This window comes from Sphingosinicella sp., assembly GCF_052387495.1.
GTDB lineage: Bacteria > Pseudomonadota > Alphaproteobacteria > Sphingomonadales > Sphingomonadaceae > Allosphingosinicella.
Map to the genome: position 1 here is coordinate 1 of NZ_JBQTJC010000276.1, position 16,141 is coordinate 16,141.

The 16,141-nt window shown below is 66.4% G+C and carries 16 protein-coding genes and 1 tRNA gene; 15 read left to right on the plus strand and 2 right to left on the minus strand.

Annotated elements, in window-relative coordinates; genetic code table 11:
* Positions 1-40: 40 nt before the first annotated feature.
* The 5 genes from ACT4N8_RS15120 (at position 41) to trpA (ending at position 5,124) form a co-directional block, all read left to right on the plus strand.
* Positions 41-116, plus strand: a tRNA-Ala gene (locus ACT4N8_RS15120).
* A gap of 557 nt (positions 117-673) precedes the next feature.
* Positions 674-1,741: an anthranilate phosphoribosyltransferase gene (trpD, locus tag ACT4N8_RS15125; RefSeq protein WP_444858939.1), complete on the plus strand. Its 1,068-nt coding sequence runs from the start codon at positions 674-676 to the stop codon at positions 1,739-1,741.
* Positions 1,734-3,140, plus strand: coding sequence for a bifunctional indole-3-glycerol-phosphate synthase TrpC/phosphoribosylanthranilate isomerase TrpF (gene trpCF / locus ACT4N8_RS15130; protein WP_444858940.1), 1,407 nt, complete (start codon positions 1,734-1,736; stop codon positions 3,138-3,140). The genes trpD and trpCF overlap by 8 nt, the downstream gene beginning before the upstream one ends.
* Complete coding sequence (gene trpB / locus ACT4N8_RS15135; RefSeq protein WP_444858941.1) at positions 3,131-4,306, plus strand: tryptophan synthase subunit beta; 1,176 nt, start codon at positions 3,131-3,133, stop codon at positions 4,304-4,306. Before trpCF ends, trpB begins: the two co-directional genes overlap by 10 nt.
* Positions 4,303-5,124, plus strand: a complete 822-nt coding sequence (gene trpA / locus ACT4N8_RS15140; protein WP_444858942.1) for a tryptophan synthase subunit alpha — start codon at positions 4,303-4,305, stop codon at positions 5,122-5,124. The genes trpB and trpA overlap by 4 nt, the downstream gene beginning before the upstream one ends.
* 63 nt (positions 5,125-5,187) lie before the next feature.
* On the opposite strand, the gene ACT4N8_RS15145 is transcribed toward trpA, so the two are convergent.
* Positions 5,188-5,715: a shikimate kinase gene (locus ACT4N8_RS15145; protein ID WP_444858943.1), complete on the minus strand. Its 528-nt coding sequence runs from the start codon at positions 5,713-5,715 to the stop codon at positions 5,188-5,190.
* Between the two features lie 75 nt (positions 5,716-5,790).
* Between ACT4N8_RS15145 and ACT4N8_RS15150 the strand changes: the two genes are divergently transcribed.
* The 10 genes from ACT4N8_RS15150 to ACT4N8_RS15195 all read left to right on the plus strand — a co-directional run bounded on the left by ACT4N8_RS15150 (position 5,791) and on the right by ACT4N8_RS15195 (position 15,393).
* Positions 5,791-5,937 (plus strand): hypothetical protein, encoded by a 147-nt coding sequence (locus ACT4N8_RS15150; protein WP_444858944.1) that lies wholly within the window; start codon positions 5,791-5,793, stop codon positions 5,935-5,937.
* Positions 5,934-6,380, plus strand: coding sequence for a type II 3-dehydroquinate dehydratase (locus ACT4N8_RS15155; RefSeq protein ID WP_444858945.1), 447 nt, complete (start codon positions 5,934-5,936; stop codon positions 6,378-6,380). Before ACT4N8_RS15150 ends, ACT4N8_RS15155 begins: the two co-directional genes overlap by 4 nt.
* Positions 6,377-7,828 carry a 3-phosphoshikimate 1-carboxyvinyltransferase gene (aroA, locus tag ACT4N8_RS15160; protein WP_444858946.1) on the plus strand — a complete coding sequence of 484 codons (1,452 nt, stop codon included), beginning with the start codon at positions 6,377-6,379 and terminating at the stop codon, positions 7,826-7,828. Before ACT4N8_RS15155 ends, aroA begins: the two co-directional genes overlap by 4 nt.
* Before the next feature lie 52 nt (positions 7,829-7,880).
* Positions 7,881-8,951, plus strand: coding sequence for a chorismate synthase (aroC, locus tag ACT4N8_RS15165; protein WP_444858947.1), 1,071 nt, complete (start codon positions 7,881-7,883; stop codon positions 8,949-8,951).
* The gene (gene aroB, locus ACT4N8_RS15170; protein ID WP_444858948.1) at positions 8,948-10,042 is read left to right on the plus strand and encodes a 3-dehydroquinate synthase; all 1,095 of its coding nucleotides are present in this window, start codon (positions 8,948-8,950) and stop codon (positions 10,040-10,042) included. Before aroC ends, aroB begins: the two co-directional genes overlap by 4 nt.
* 2 nt (positions 10,043-10,044) lie before the next feature.
* A complete protein-coding gene (locus ACT4N8_RS15175; protein WP_444858949.1) occupies positions 10,045-10,875 on the plus strand; it encodes a shikimate dehydrogenase family protein in 831 nt (276 codons plus the stop codon).
* A 286-nt stretch (positions 10,876-11,161) separates the two neighbouring features.
* A complete protein-coding gene (phhA, locus tag ACT4N8_RS15180) occupies positions 11,162-11,998 on the plus strand; it encodes a phenylalanine 4-monooxygenase (RefSeq protein ID WP_444858950.1) in 837 nt (278 codons plus the stop codon).
* A gap of 262 nt (positions 11,999-12,260) precedes the next feature.
* Positions 12,261-13,277: a 3-deoxy-7-phosphoheptulonate synthase gene (aroF, locus tag ACT4N8_RS15185; protein WP_444858951.1), complete on the plus strand. Its 1,017-nt coding sequence runs from the start codon at positions 12,261-12,263 to the stop codon at positions 13,275-13,277.
* The gene (locus tag ACT4N8_RS15190; RefSeq protein WP_444858952.1) at positions 13,274-14,827 is read left to right on the plus strand and encodes an anthranilate synthase component 1; all 1,554 of its coding nucleotides are present in this window, start codon (positions 13,274-13,276) and stop codon (positions 14,825-14,827) included. Before aroF ends, ACT4N8_RS15190 begins: the two co-directional genes overlap by 4 nt.
* Positions 14,824-15,393 carry an anthranilate synthase component II gene (locus ACT4N8_RS15195; protein ID WP_444858953.1) on the plus strand — a complete coding sequence of 190 codons (570 nt, stop codon included), beginning with the start codon at positions 14,824-14,826 and terminating at the stop codon, positions 15,391-15,393. The genes ACT4N8_RS15190 and ACT4N8_RS15195 overlap by 4 nt, the downstream gene beginning before the upstream one ends.
* A 183-nt stretch (positions 15,394-15,576) precedes the next feature.
* Here ACT4N8_RS15195 and ACT4N8_RS15200 read toward each other — a convergent pair whose 3' ends face one another.
* Positions 15,577-15,807: a helix-turn-helix transcriptional regulator gene (locus ACT4N8_RS15200; RefSeq protein ID WP_444858954.1), complete on the minus strand. Its 231-nt coding sequence runs from the start codon at positions 15,805-15,807 to the stop codon at positions 15,577-15,579.
* Positions 15,808-16,141: the final 334 nt, after the last annotated feature.

Genomic DNA, 16,141 nt, shown 5'->3' on the forward strand with positions numbered 1-16,141 from the left:
CAGCGCGCGTCCGCCACCCAGGGTGGGCCGAAAAAGGTTTGGGGCCGTAGCTCAGCTGGGAGAGCGCTGCAATGGCATTGCAGAGGTCAGGGGTTCGATCCCCCTCGGCTCCACCATTCAAGTGAAAAATTTCGCAGAAATGCTGACGTTCCTGTCTAGTGCATCAGTGCCGTCCCACACTTCAGTCCCACGCGTTGCTGCGCTCTGGTGAGCCGGTTTGACACGGTGCCGAGCCAGGCCCGCGCCTCGACTACAGAGTCCAGAATCGACTCAGGTGAGGGCCGGAAGTGGCCGTAACCGGCCCTTCGCGACGACCCGCCGTCCAGGGGATTCCCGACATTCCGCCCATCGGAACGCAAGCGACAGAGGACCAATCAGGCACGGAATTTGACTTGATTCCAATCGGCAGCTCAGAAAGAAATTGACCGGCGCCCCTTATGTCGGGAAAAGGACGTCCATGGCCGCGCAGTCGACCCCGGTTGAGCTTTCGAGCGAGCGCGCCGCGCGCGCGGCCGTTTTCGCGCATGCATTTCATTGGTGGCTTGGCACTGCTCCCGCGGCGAGGCGATGGCGCGTTTGGTGACAAGGATCCCCTGAAGGATCGCAGTTTTCCAGACCAAACCAAGGCCCGCCACCCGCGGGCCTTTTCTTTTGCCATCGAGGAATCTCCACCATGAATGCGAACCAGAACCTTGCGCGCGCGCTTCCGGATGAAGCGGCCAAAATCGACGATGCCGGGACGGCGCTGGCCGGACTCTACAACGGGAATGGGCTGAGCCGGGCCCAGGCCGAAACTTTGTTCGCCAACCTCGTCCGCGGCGAGCTCTCCGAACCCGACATCGCGGCGATGCTGATCGCGTTCCGGTTGAAAGGCGAGACTGCGGAAGAGTTGATCGGCGCTGCCCGCGCTCTGCGCGCCGCCGATGCACCGTTCGAGCGGCCGGATTATTTGTTCGCCGACACGTGCGGGACAGGGGGAGACGGATCGGGATCGATCAATGTTTCAACGGCAGTCGCCTTCGTCACGGCAGCCGCGGGGCTGCCGATCGCCAAGCACGGCAATCGCTCCTTCACCTCGCGCTGCGGATCGGCGGACGTGCTCGAGCAACTTGGCGCGAAGCTGGATATTCCGGCGGCCCGGTCACGCCGCGTCCTCGACGAAACCGGGATCTGCTTCCTGTTCGCACCGCTCTACCATCCGGGCCTAAAACATGCGGGCCCCGTCCGGCGAGCGCTGAAGGTCCGCACGATCATGAACGTGCTCGGTCCCTGCCTCAATCCGGCCGAGCCCCCAGTCCAACTGCTCGGCGTCGCCGATTCGGCACTGCTGGGGCCGGTGGCGCAGACGCTCGCTGCGCTGGGCGTGGAAACGGCGCTGGTCGTTCACGGCTCGGGACTCGACGAGATCGCCCTTCATGGGGCGACTCAGGCGGTGCGATTGGACAAGGGCGCGATGGAAAATCTGACGATCACACCCGAGGATGCGGGTCTGAAGCGAACGCCGCTCGCTGCGATCGTGGGCGGCGGGCCGGAGGAGAATGCGGCACGTCTCGCAGCTTTGCTGAAAGGCAAGGCGCCGCAGGCCGAGGCGCAGGTCGTGGCGCTCAACGCCGGAGCGTTGCTGATGACGGCGGGACTGGCGCCAGACCTCAGGAAAGGCGTCGCGCTGGCATCGAACGTTATCGCCTCGGGCCGCTCCTTCCTCTTGCTGCAGGCCTTCGTGGAGGCGACTCGTGGCTGACGTTCTCGCCGAAATCGTGGCCCGCAAGCGGGAGGATGTCGCTGCCCGTCTCGGCGGCGCAAGTCTTGCCGACTTGCGCGGCCGTGCACAGCCGACGCGGCGCAGCCTTAAGGCCGCGCTGACGCAGCGGGGCGTGCGCTTCGTGATGGAGGTGAAGCGCAAATCCCCTTCCGAGGGGACGTTTCGTCCGGGCGCCGACCCGGCGGCAATGGCGCGCGCCTATCGCGGCGCGGCGGATGCGGTGAGCGTGCTCACCGATACCCCCTTTTTTGGCGGTTCGCTGGCGGACCTCGCAGCGGTGCGGGCGGCCTATGAGGGGCCAATCCTCGCCAAGGATTTCGTCGTCGATCCGCGCCAGGTGCCCGAGGCGCGGCTGCACGGCGCCGACGCGGCGCTGGTGATGCTCTCGGTGCTCGACGACGAGGACGCAGCGATCGTGATCCGCGAGGCGGAATTGCTGGCCATGGACGTCCTTGTCGAAGCGCATGACGAGGACGAGGTGCGGCGCGCAGTGGCGCTGGGCGCCCCGGTCGTCGGCATCAACAATCGCAATCTGAGGACTCTGAAGATCGATCTCGGCGTCACCGAGCGGCTGGCGCACCTCGTCCCCGCAGACCGCATCCTGGTGGCGGAATCGGGCATCGGGGAACGCGCAAATGTGGAGCGGCTGTCTCCCCGCGCCGACGCCTTCCTGGTCGGCTCGTCGCTGATGCGCGCCGCCGTTCCGGCGCGCGCGGCACGGCGGCTCGCCTTCGGACGAGTCAAAGTCTGCGCTCTCACCGGTGCGGACGATGCCCGCCGCGCTGCCGCGGCGGGCGCCAGCTATGTCGGCATCGTCTTGGTGCCGGGGACGCCGCGCGCAGTGAACCTCGAGGCAGCCGAAGCGGTTGCAGAGGCGGCGCGCGAAGAAGGCGCGGCGGTCGTCGGCGTTTTCCGCAACAGCAAGGTGGTGGAGGTGGCGCACGCCGCCCGTGCGCTGGCGTTGGATGCGGTGCAGCTCCACGGCCGCGAGGACGGGGCCTATATCGGCGCACTCCGCAACCTGCTCCCCGTCGGCACCGAAATTTGGGCGGCCGCACCAGTCGGCCGGGACGAACCGCCGCATCGGCCGTGCGCCGACCGCACCCTGTTCGACACTGAAGTGGACGGCCAGTCGGGCGGCACCGGCATCGCATTCGACTGGTCGCGGCTGGAGGGGCGCGAGGATGTCGGCCGCGGCGTCCTCGCGGGCGGGCTCGGCGCGCACAATGCCTCCGCAGCGGCGCGGGTCGGCGCCTTCGCGCTCGATGTCGGCTCCGGAGTCGAAGCTGCGCCCGGCCGCAAGGATCCGGACAAGCTGCGCGCCTTCTTCGAAGCGCTGCGCCCGCCCGCACGTGGAGAGGCACAGCCATGCGCATGACCGGCCGGTTCGGTTCCTATGGCGGCGCCTATGTCCCCGAGATCCTGATGCCCGCGCTGGAGGAGCTGGAAGCGGCCTTCCTCGATGCGCAGGAGGACGAAGCGTTCCAGGCGGAGCTTGGCGCCCTACTCGCCAAATATGCCGGGCGGCCGACGCCGCTCACCCGCTGCCGCAACCTCGGATCGGACAAGGTGCGCATTTACCTCAAGCGCGAAGACCTTCTCCACGGCGGCGCCCACAAGACCAATCAGGTCCTCGCCCAGGCCCTGCTCGCCAAGCGGATGGGCAAGAGCCGGATCATCGCCGAGACCGGCGCGGGACAGCACGGCGTCGCCACCGCCATGGCCGGCGCTCTGTTCGGGCTGGAGACGCGCATCTATATGGGCGCGGACGATATCGAGCGGCAGCGGCTCAACGTGTTCCGCATGGAACTGATGGGCGGCGAGGTGGTGCCGGTGACTGGCGGCGGCCGGACGTTGAAGGACGCGGTCAATGAGGCGCTGCGCGACTGGACGGCGAGCTTTGCCGACACCCATTACCTGCTCGGCACGGTCGCCGGCCCGCACCCCTTCCCCTTGATGGTGCGCGAGTTTCAGCGCGTCATTGGCAAGGAGGCGCGCGCCCAGATTCTGGAGGAGAAGGGCCGGCTACCCGACGCGGTGATCGCCTGCGTCGGCGGCGGCTCCAACGCCATGGGCATTTTCGCGGACTTCGTGGAAGACGAGGGCGTGGCATTGATCGGCGTGGAGGCGGCCGGGCGCGGCCTCAGCGGGCATGAGCATGGCGCGACGCTGCTGCGCGGACGGCCCGGAATCCTGCATGGGGCGGAGACCTATGTGCTGCAGGACGAGGACGGGCAGATCACGGACACCTGGTCCGTTTCCGCCGGGCTGGATTATCCCGCTGTGGGCCCGGAGCACGCCTTCCTGAAGGATTCGGGCCGCGCCCAATATGTCGGCGCGACCGATGCCGAGGCCCTCGAAGCGTTCGCGCTCCTGGCCCGATCGGAAGGGATCGTCTGCGCATTCGAATCGGCCCACGCGCTTGCGCACGCTCTCAAGCTGGCGAGCGAGGCAGAGGGAGACACGATCCTGGTCGTCAACCTCTCCGGCCGCGGCGACAAAGATATGGCACAGGCGCAGCGACTGCTGAGCTTCACATCATGAGCCGCTACAACGCGATGTTCGCCAGCCTGGCCGGTCGCAAAGAGGGCGCGTTCGGCGCTTTCGTCATGCTCGGGGATCCCGATCTTGAAGGCAGCGCCCTTATCCTCGATGCGATCGTCGCGGGCGGCGCCGACATGGTCGAGGTCGGCATCCCGTTCTCCGATCCGGTCGCGGACGGGCCGGTGATCCAGGCCGCGGCACAGCGGGCTTTGAAGCAGGGCGTGCGCCAGACGGATTGCTTCGCCATGCTGACGTCCTTCCGTGCCCGCCATCCAGGCGTCCCTGTCGGCATCCTAACCTACGCCAATCTGGTGTTGGCGCATGGCCGCGATTTTTTCTACCGCGCCGCTGCGGGAGCGGGCGTGGACAGCGTGCTCGTCGCCGACGTTCCCGCCTTCGAGGTCGAGCCGTTCGCCGCGGCAGCGCGCGCGCAGGGGATCGATCCCGTGCTGATTGCAGCCGCCAACACACCGCCGGCAACCATCGGCCGGATCGCCCGGCTCGGCGCAGGGTACACCTATTGCGTCGCACGGGCGGGCGTCACCGGCGTGCGGGCCGACATGCGCCTCGATCACGGCAAGATGCTTGCCGCGCTCGCCGATGCAGGCGCGCCACCGCCCATTCTCGGCTTCGGCATCTCGCAGCCTGAGCATGTCCGGCTCGCGCTCGAGGCCGGCGCGGCGGGGGTGATTTCGGGCTCCGCGATCGTCGCCATGATCGAATCCGATCCCGCGGGCGCGGCGGAGGCGATCCGCGTTTTCGTTTCGGCGATGAAGCGGGACAGCGGGATTGCCGCCAATAGGCAAGAACATGAGTAAGCTGAGTATGCCGGACATGGAGACCGCGGGATGAACACCGGTTGCCTAGCGCTTCGACCCGCTTCATCGGTCCGCCAGCGCTTCGAGAATGAGGTCCACGGTGCGCTGCGGGTCGGCGTCGCTGCGGATGGTGAGGTGCGCCTCGGCGTAAGCTGGGTTGCGCACCCGGGCAAGGCTGCGGAGCAGGGCGCGGGGATCATTGCCCTTGAGGAGCGGCCGGTGGGGATCTCGTGCGACACGTTCAGCCAAGGCCTCAACGTCCGCATCGAGCCAGATGGCAACGCAGTGCGCGAGAATGAGCGCTCGCGTCTGCTCGTTCATGAACGCGCCGCCGCCGGTCGCGATGACGTGGCGCGGCCCAACGACGAGCCGGGCAATCACCCGCCGCTCGGCGTCGCGGAAATGCGCCTCACCGAACCGATCGAAAATCTCGGCGATGCTGAGCCCGGCGGCCGCCTCGATCTCCGCATCGGCATCGACAAAGGGCAGTCCGAGCCGCCGGGCCAAACGCCACCCGATCGTCGATTTCCCAACGCCCATCAGCCCGACCAGGGCAATCGATTTCACGGAAGCTTCCACCGGATCAGGCATGGAGCGAGGGACTATACGGACTGCGGCTCGCTGGAGCAAAAGTGGCGCTATGGGAGAGCGAGCGCGAGCAAACCCATGGTGGAGGTGCGTGCCGTTGTGGATGCGCTCGATGAGGAGATCGTGAAACTGCTCGGATTCCGAATCCGATTCTTGGAAGCGGCCGCCGCCGAGGTCGCGCAACTGATGTTGGAGGGCGCGCGAGCCGCGCCCAACGGCGCATGAACGGCCGGGCCCGGATTTTCGTGCTTAATGGGCCGAACATGAACCTGCTCGGCCTGCGCGAACCCGATATTTACTGCCGCGAGACGCTGGCCGACGTCGAGCGCCTCTGTCGCGACGAGGCCGAGACAGCCGGATTCGAGCTGATTTTCCGCCAATCTAATGCGGAGCATGAGATTATCGGCTGGATTCACGAGGCGTTTCGCGATGCTGCCGGAATCGTGATCAATCCTGCCGCGCTCAGCTATTCGTCCTACTCGATCCATGACGCGATCAGGGTCTGTTCCTGCCCGATAATCGAAGTGCATATCAGCAACATCCATAGCCGCGCCGAAACGTGGCGTGCGAAATCGTTGATCAGCCCCGCAGTCACCGGTACGATCTGTGGCCTGGGCGTCTACGGCTATGTCCTTGCAGTCCGGTATGTTGCCGAGGCTGCCGCATGAGCGACCTCAAGCCATCGGAACGGCTGCGCGCTTCGGCCGAAGGCGGACTTTCCGGGCATGTCGTCGTCCCGGCCGACAAGGCGATTTCGCCCGGTGTTGATGCTCGGCGCGCTCGCGGACGGCGATTCCCTAACCGCATGAGCGCCGATCTCTTGCCGTGCGAACAAGACTGCTTGCGAACGTCCGCCTCCCTTGGCCTGAGGGGGGATATTTTCGTGCCGGGCGACAAATCGATGTCCCACCGCGCTCTGATTTTGGGGGGGCTCGCGGAGGGCGAGACGAGGATCGAAGGGCTGCTCGAAGCGGAGGACATTCTGCACACCGCGGCCGCGGTGCGGGCATTCGGGCCAAGGATTGAACGCATCGCTCTCGGCAGGTGGCGGGTCACCGGCACGACATGGCGCAGCCCTCGCGCGCCGGTCGAATGCGGAAATAGCGGCACCGGCGCACGACTGTTAATGGGCGCGGCCGCCGGCTTTCCGCTCCAGGCGACGTTCACCGGCGACGAGTCGCTGAGCCGCCGTCCCATGAAACGCGTCCTTGATCCACTGCATGCGATGGGAGCAGCCGCCGAGGGCACGCGGCTCCCCGTCACGGTGCGCGGCGGCGGTCTCAAGGGCATCCGCTTCCTGAACATTGCGGCCTCCGCGCAGGTGAAGTCCGCGATCCTCTTCGCCGGTCTTCACGCCGAAGGAGAGGTCGAGGTGACCGAGCCCGTCCGCAGCCGCGACCATAGCGAAAACATGCTCCGCGCTTTCGGCTGCGAGCTGGAGATTACCGGACAAAGCGTCCGTCTGGGTGTACGGCGAAAGCTCAGGGGAGCGTCGGTCCACATCCCAGGCGATCCCTCGTCGGCTGCCTTCCCCCTCGTCGCAGCGCTGATCACGCCTGGTTCGGACGTGACGGTGCGTTCGGTCATGGTCAACCCGCTCCGTACCGGACTGATGAAGACCCTCCAGGAAATGGGGGCCGATCTTCGCATCGAGAATCCCCGCCTGCTAGGCGGCGAGCAGGTGGCGGACATCAAGGCTCTCTCCAGTCGCCTGCACGGCGTTGAGGTCAACGCTGATCGCGCGCCGTCCATGATTGACGAATATCCGATCCTGGCGATTGCCGCCGCATATGCGGAAGGGAGGACGGTGATGCACGGGCTCGCCGAACTGCGCGTCAAGGAAAGCGATCGCCTCGCCGCCACGGTCGCCGGCCTGCGCGCCTGCGGGATCAGTGCTCGGGAGGAAGGCGACACGCTTATCGTGGAAGGTTGTGCTGGCCAGCCGCCCGGCGGCGCACGCGTCGCCGCCCACAACGACCATCGGATAGCGATGAGCTTTCTCGTCCTCGGCATGGCTTCCCAAGCGCCGGTGGAAGTGGATTCAGCGGGAATGATTGGCACCAGTTTCCCCGGTTTCGTTCGACTGATGCGTTCGATCGGCGGTCGAGTTACATAACGATCGCGGATCGCGGTCGGCCCGACCGCGAGGCGACCGCCCCGGAGTATCTATGAGCTTCAACAGTTTCGGCCATGTCTTCCGGTTCACCACCTGGGGCGAGAGCCATGGACCGGCGATCGGAACGATTGTCGACGGCTGCCCGCCGGGCCTGCGCTTGAGCGAAGCGGACATCCAGCCTTGGCTCGACAAGCGCCGTCCCGGTTCCTCGCGCTTCACCTCGCAGCGTCGCGAAGCCGATCAGGTGCGCATCCTCTCGGGCGTGTTCGAGGGGCGAACGACGGGAACGCCGATCAGCCTGATGATCGAAAATCTCGACCAGCGCCCGAAGGACTATGCCGACATTTCCGCGGTCTATCGCCCCGGCCATGCCGATTATGCCTATGAGGCCAAATACGGCCTTCGCGATTGGCGCGGCGGCGGGCGCAGCTCGGCGCGCGAGACCGCGGCCCGGGTCGCCGCCGGCGCGGTGGCCCGCTTGATCCTTCCTGACGTCTCGATCCGCGCCTACGTGGTCGAGATCGGCGGCGCGGCGATCGACGGCGCAGCCTTCGATGAAGCTGAAATAGACTCCAACCCGTTTTTCTGTCCCGACACCGGGACAGCCGCCCGCTGGGAAAGGCTGATCGACGATGCCCGCAAGGCTGGCTCCTCGCTCGGCGCGATTGTCGAATGCGTCGCCACAGGCGTCCCTGCGGGCTGGGGCGCGCCGATCTACGCCAAGCTCGATTCCGAACTCGCCGCGGCGATGATGTCGATCAACGCGGTCAAGGGCGTGGAGATTGGCGCAGGCTTCGCCGCCGCCCGCCTGCGCGGCGAGGAAAATGCGGATGCGATGCGCGCCGGAGGGGATCACGGCCCCGCATTCCTGTCCAACCATGCCGGCGGTGTTGCGGGTGGTATCTCCACGGGCCAGCCAGTCGTTGTCCGCGTCGCCTTCAAGCCCACCAGCTCGATCCTGATGCCGGTTTCGACCGTCGACCGGGACGGCAACGAGACCGAGATCGGCATCAAAGGCCGGCACGACCCGTGCGTCGGCATTCGCGGCGCGCCGGTCGTCGAGGCGATGATGGCCCTGGTCCTGGCCGATCAGAAACTCCTCCATCGGGCGCAGTGCGGATGACGATCCTCAAGGTCGCGCTCGGCGCCCGCAGCTATGACGTCCGCATCGAGGAGGGCGTTCTCGAGCGGGCTCGCGAGCATCTCGCACCCTTCGTCCGCCGCAATCGGCTTATCGTCGTTACCGATGCCAACGTGTGGGCCGCACAGGGAAGCCGGCTAAGCGTTGGCCTTGGCCCCATCGAGGCGGCGCCGATCATGCTGGCCCCCGGCGAGGGCAGCAAGAGTTGGCCCATCCTCGAAGAGCTGATCGATCGCCTGCTTGCCCTAGGGGTTGAACGCGGCGACCATATCGTCGCTTTTGGGGGCGGTGTCGTCGGCGATCTCGCGGGCTTCGCCGCCGCGATCCTCAATCGCGGCTGCGGCTTCGTCCAGATCCCTACCACCCTGCTCGCCCAGGTCGACAGTTCGGTCGGCGGCAAGACCGGCATCAACGTCGCCGCGGGCAAGAATCTCGTCGGTGCCTTCCATCAGCCCTCACTGGTGCTGATCGATCCGTCCTGCCTTCGCAGCCTGGATCCGCGCCACATCCGAGCCGGCTATGCGGAAATCGCGAAATACGCCTTGATTGAAGACGCCGGTTTCTTCGCCTGGCTCGAAGCCAATTTACACGCCATTCTGGCCGGCGAGCCGGAAGCGCGCCGTCACGCCATCGTCGCCAGCGTTGCCGGCAAGGCCCGGATCGTCGCCGCAGACGAGCGCGAGGCGACGGGCCGGCGGGCGCTGCTCAACCTCGGCCACACATTCGGCCACGCACTCGAGGCCGAAACCGGCTTTTCGGACCGTCTCCTCCACGGGGAAGCAATCGCCGCCGGCATGGCGCTCGCCTTCGATCTTTCGATCGAGCGCGGGCTATGCACCCCAGAGGATGCGAATCGTGTCCGCACTCATCTTGCCGCCGCGGGCCTTCCCTCGAGCCTTGGCGAAGCGGGCATCGTCGCGTCGGGCCGCAGCCTCGTCCGGCACATGGCGACCGACAAGAAGAAGGAAGGCGGCCGCCTCCCCTTCATCCTTGCCCACGGCATCGGCCAGGCGTTCGTCGACGAGAATGTGGAGCTTGCCGACGTCGAGTCCTTCCTTGACCGCCAGGCCTGACGATGGGTGTCCCCTATGCTGAAGTCATCGGCGATCCGATTGCGCATTCGAGATCGCCCGCGATTCACAAGGTCTGGCTCGCCCAACTCGGGCTTGAAGGCGATTGCCGTGCTACGCGGGTCCGTGCCGATCAACTCCCCGCATATTTCGCCTCGCGCCGCGCTGATCCCGATTGGCGCGGGTGCAACGTCACTATCCCTCACAAACGGGGGGTCATCCCCTTCCTCCGCAGCATCGATTCCGTTGCGCTTGCGATTGGGGCGGTCAACTGCGTCACGCCCGGTCCGGACGGGCTGAACGGGCGCAACACCGACCTCGACGGCATCGCCGCCGCTCTTGGTGACGCCGAGCTCGAGGCACAAAAGGTGACCTTGATCGGCGCGGGCGGTGCGGCACGAGCGGCGATTCAATATTTGCTCGGCCAGAAGGTTGGCCTCATCGCCATCGCCGTTCGGGATCCCGACAAGGCGGCGAAGTTTCGTGAGGCCGAGGCCCGGACCCGCGTCGAAATCTGGCCCCTTGCCGACTGCGATGGCGGCTTGGCGGGCGCCCGCGCCATCATCAACGCCAGCCCGATGGGAATGGACCGCGCGGACCCCATGCCGCCGGGACTCCTCGCCGGCCTTGCCGCCCATGCGCCCGGCGCGACCCTGTTCGACATGGTTTACGAGCCGCTCGAAACCGAATTTCTCGCAGTCGCTCGCGCCAATGGCGGCATTCCCGTGGACGGCCTCACCATGCTGATTGGCCAGGCGCGACCCGCATTCGAATCCTTCTTCGGCCAGCCCGCGCCCCAAGGCGATGGAAGGCTGCGTGACCTTCTGATCACATAAAGGCTCCATTCAGTCCCATTGGGGCAAAATTGGCCTGAAACCGTTGACAGGATCACAAGCCAGGGGTCAAAGGGCGGCGATGACGCACGACGTTTCTGTCGGCCTTGAGGCTTGCGCGACCGCATTTCGCGGGACGGGCGGGACTGCGTCCGCACCTTATTATTCCACTTATTATCTCACCGCCGGAGCGGACACGGACTGACGCGCGCGAACGGCACGCAGATTTTCGAGCCCCGCCCGGTCCCCAGGCGGGGTTTTTTCTTATGCGAAGAAGGAACCACGACCAATGTCAGAACAAGCTCAGAAACACGGCGCTCTCGCCTCCCCCCTGCCGCCGCCCGGAGCCGCGGCCGACTGGACCGTGCCCCAGCGGTGGGAGGAATTCAGCGCCGAGGATCATCGGGTGTGGGACACGCTCTTCGCGCGCCAGCAGAGCCTGCTCCAGGGCCGCGCCGTCGAGGCGTTCGGCAAGAGCCTCGACGTGCTCCGTCTCTCCCGCCCCGGCGTTCCCAATTTCGACGAGCTTAACGACCGCCTGCACGCCCGGACCGGGTGGAGCGTGGTCGCCGTCCCGGGCCTCGTCCCGGACGACGTCTTCTTCCGGCATCTGAGCGAGCGCCGCTTCCCCGCCGGTAATTTCATCCGCGCGGCCGACCAGCTCGATTATCTGGAAGAGCCCGATGTGTTTCACGATGTCTTCGGCCACGTGCCCCTTCTCGCTCAGCCCGAAGTCGCCGATTTCATGCAGGCGCTTGGGCAACAGGGGCTTCAGGCGCTCGACCTAAACTCACTTCACCGCGTCGCCCGCCTCTACTGGTACACGGTCGAATTCGGGCTCGCCCGCGAGCGCGGCGATCTCAGGATTTACGGCGCCGGCATCCTGTCGAGTTTCGGCGAATCGCATTACGCGCTGGAGAGCGCCAAGCCGCACCGTCACGATTTCGACCTGAAGCGCGTGCTCCGCACCCAATATCGCACCGACGCCTTCCAGCTGAGCTATTTCGTCATCGAGCGCTTTGAGGACGTCCTTGAACTGGTGCTGGGGAACGACCTTGCTGCGCTTTACGCCGAACTCGACAAGCTCCCGGATCTCAGCCCGGAAGCCGCGCAGCTGGCGGCTTGAGTCTCTCGGAGGTTGACGCGCCCTATGGAAGTCTCCTAGCCGTGGAGCGATGACGATGCGCTTTGCCCTTTCCGGCTCCGTCGCGGCCCCGGCCGCCGCGGACAGGTGCGTCGCGGCCCAAGCGTGGCGCTGGCCTTCTCCCAGATGCCTTTGGCGCGCCGACATCGATTGATAACGCCTCTCGGCTGAGAGGAAAAATCCACCGACCCAGGCCCGCCTCAGGCGGGCTTTTTTTCGTCTTCAAGCACCGGGGAATCCCACCATGATCATCGTCCTCAAGCCCGAGGCTTCGCCCTCTGATGCTAAGGAAATTCTCGCCCGCATTTCAGACGCTGGCCTCAAACCCCTCCACATGCCCGGCTCCGAGCGAGTCGTACTCGGCGCGCTCGGCGACGAACGCGTGCTGGCCGAGCTCCAGCTCGAGAGCCATCCGATGGTGGAGTCGGTGAAGCCGATCCTCGCACCCTACAAGCTCGTCAGCCGCGAGATGCATCCCCACGATACGATCGTCCGCATCGGCGGCATGGCGATCGGCGGCAGCGCCTTCAAGGTGATCGCCGGTCCCTGCGCCGTCGAAACCCATGACCAGCTCCGCAACACCGGCCTGGCGGTCAAAGCGGCAGGCGCCTCGGCGATACGCGCAGGCGCCTACAAGCCCCGCACCAGCCCATACGGCTTCCCCGGCCACGGCCCGGCCGGCCTCAAAATCCTGCGCGAGATCGGTGACGAACTCGGCCTTCCGGTCGTCACCGAGGTGATGGACACGGCCGATCTCGACCTCGTCGCCGAACATGCCGACGCCCTTCAGGTCGGTGCGCGGAACATGCAGAATTTCTCCCTGCTCCGCGCTGTCGGCAAGGCCGGCAAGCCGGTCGTCCTCAAGCGCGGAATGGCGGCAAAGATCGAGGAATTACTGCTCGCCGCCGAATATCTGCTCGCCGCCGGCAACGACCAGGTCGTGCTATGCGAGCGCGGCATCCGCACCTTCGAGACCGCGACCCGCAACACGCTGGACCTCAACGCCATCCCCTATATCAAGCAGAGGACTCACCTGCCGGTTCTGGTCGATCCCTCCCACGGCACCGGCATCCGCGACCTGGTCATCCCGATGTCGCTGGCGGCGGCGGCCTGCGGCGCCGACGGCCTGCTCGTCGAGGTCCATGAGAATCCGGCCGTCGCTTTGTCGGACGGCGCTCAATCGCTCTATCCCGACCAGTTCAATACGCTGATGGAAGCGCTTGGGCCCGTGGTCCGGGCCGTCGGAAGGGAGTTTGGATGACCCCTGTCCGTCTCCGCGACGGTGAAGCGCTCGCGTTGCACCGCCGCCTCCCTTCCAACCCCGACCGCCTCGCTTTGTATGCGGCGTTGAGCGACAATGGTCGCCGCCAGGACACCTTCCTGCTCGAGCGGACGGTCGGGCCGAGCCTGCTGATGGACCAAGCCGCGGTGCGAGTCGAATGCCGCGGCCCGAACGTGACCCTCGCCGCTCTGTCGAAGGACGGCAGTCAGGTGCTGGCGACAGTCGCCCGCCGTCTCGCAGACGGTGTCGCCTCCTCGGAGGAGGGGCGTCTCACCTTGTGTTTCCCGGTCATGGCTGGTGACGATCCCGAAGCGCGACTGCTCGCGCCATCGCCGCTTGACGTCTTGCGCGTCCTCACCGGCTTCGCCTCTGCCTCGAAGGAGGACCCCTTCACCGTCGCCGCACTGGGGGTGGTCGCCTTCGACCAAGCCGACCTATTCGAGACGCTGCCAGCCAATGCCCAGGATCCGCTGGATTTCCCCGATTACGTCTTCTGGCTCGCCGAATCGCTGATCGTGTTCGAGGCCGGCGCCCAGCCGCGCCTCATCTGCACTACTTTCGGGTCGGACGATGCAGCGGTTGCCGAGCGCGCTTTCTACAGCGCCGCCGCGCGCCTCGCCGCTTTGGTCGAACGCTGCACCAATGTCGCGGTGCTGCCGGCGCCGGCGATTCCCTCACCAAACTATGTGGAGCCTGAAGTCGATCTCGATGATGCAGCCTATGGCGAAGTCGTCAGCCGGTTGCGCGAGCAAATCGGGGCGGGCGAAGTCTACCAGATCGTGCCGTCGCGCACCTTTCGCGCGCCCTGCCCCAATCCGCTCAATTCCTATGCGGCGCAGCGCAAGCTCGATCCGAGCCCCTATCAGTTCTTCGTCTCGGCCCCCGGCCACATATTGTTCGGCGCCTCGCCGGAGACGTCGGTGCGCATATTCATCCAGGACGGAGTCCCTACCGTCGAAGTGAAGCCGATTGCCGGCACTCGGCCGCGTGGCGCAACTGACGATGAGGACGACCGGCTCGAGGCCGAAATGCGCCTTGATTGCAAGGAGACCGCAGAGCACATGATGCTGGTCGATCTAGCCCGCAATGACGTGGCCCGCGTCAGCACATCCGGCACGCGTCGCGTCGCTAAATTGATGGGTGTCGAGCGCTATGCCCGCGTCATGCACCTCGTCTCCTCGGTCACCGGCACCCTCCGCGTCGAATTGGACGCCCTCCACGCCCTTCAGGCATGTTTGAACGTCGGCACCCTCACCGGCGCGCCCAAGATCCGCGCTACCGAACTGCTGCGCGCGACCGAGGTCACTAAGCGCGGCCCCTATGGCGGGGCGATCGGCTGGCTCAACGGCGAGGGGATGATGGACACCGGCGTCGTCATCCGCTCGGCGGTCGTGAAGGGCGGTGTCGCCTACGTCCGCGCCGGCGCCGGCGTCGTCTACGACAGCGATCCCGAGCGCGAGGCCGAGGAAACCCGCCGCAAGGCCTCGGCGCTGCTCTCCGTCCTGGCCGCCACCGGAGCCGGCGAGTGAAGGAACACGTCCTCCTAATCGACAATCTCGACAGCTTCAGCTTCAATCTGGTCGAGGCGTTCGAGCGCCTGGGCGCCAAGGTCCAAGTGCTGCGCAACACGGTCGACGCGGCCGCGGCACTCGGCATCGCTCAGGACAAGGACGCCCTTATCGTCCTCTCCCCCGGCCCCGGGCGCCCCGAGGATGCCGGCTGCATGATCGACCTCATCGGCCTCGCCATCGGCAAGGCGCCGGTGCTCGGCGTGTGCCTCGGCCATCAGGCAATCGTCCACCAGGCCGGCGGCGAGGTCAGCCGCGCGTCCGAGCCCGTCCACGGCAAGGCGAGCGCGCTCCAGCACGACGGCGCCGGTCCCTTCCAAGGCATCGCCGACCCCGTCCACGTCGGCCGCTATCACTCCTTGTGTACTCGCAACCTCCCGGCCCGTTTCCGCGTCCATGCCCTGATAGACGACATGGCGATGGCGATCAGCGACGCAGCCGCGAGGCAGACCGGCTTGCAATTCCACCCGGAATCGATCCTTACCCGCAGCGGCGACCACATCCTTGCCAACATATTGGGTAGTTGAAAGAGGTCATTTCACCTTCGACGACGTCCTCCATTACGATGACGTGCCACTCCCCGTCATCGCGGCCACGGTCGAGTAACGTCCGACTATGTCGCCACCCAGCTTTCGGCCGCAACGAGCCTCGAATGTCCGCTCTGGGTAGCTACGCATTCGTCCTGAACGGCAGCTAAGGGCGCAAATCCGTCACCCGGTAGACGGGTCGTCGATGCTGTAGAATATCGGATTCCTCATCCAATCGGACACTGCCGACTCCCGCCAGCCGGCACAGCGGACGCTGATCGGAACTTGCTTGGGAAACGTCCCGGCCTGGATCTTCCGATAGAGCGTGGAGCGGCTGAGGCCTGTTCGGTCGAGGACGGCGGGCAGGCGGAGGATGCGGTCGGGCTTTCCGGTTGTCGTGGCACTTTCTTGCATCTGGTTTGTCCTCTTGAGGCGATGCGGCCCGCTCAATCTTGAGTCGTTCACCGATGCAATGGCGGCTGGTCCGAGCTTCGCCGGAGGGCGGCGAGCGACGGCGAAGAGGTAGGTTGAAATTGAGCCTGCCGTCCCGCGCCTGCGGCGCTTCGCGTCGCCGAGTCGCGCTGCGCCGTCTCGGCCCATTCGGGTGACGGCCGGCTGACGGGGCGATCGATCCCACGCAGTTCGATCGTGGCGGGCATGGCGGCGGCGCCGCGATGGGGGGTGGCGCCCGCGGGCGGCGGTTTAGGGGGAGCAGGGGTCAGTGGGCAGTCAGGGAGCGGCGGCGCCC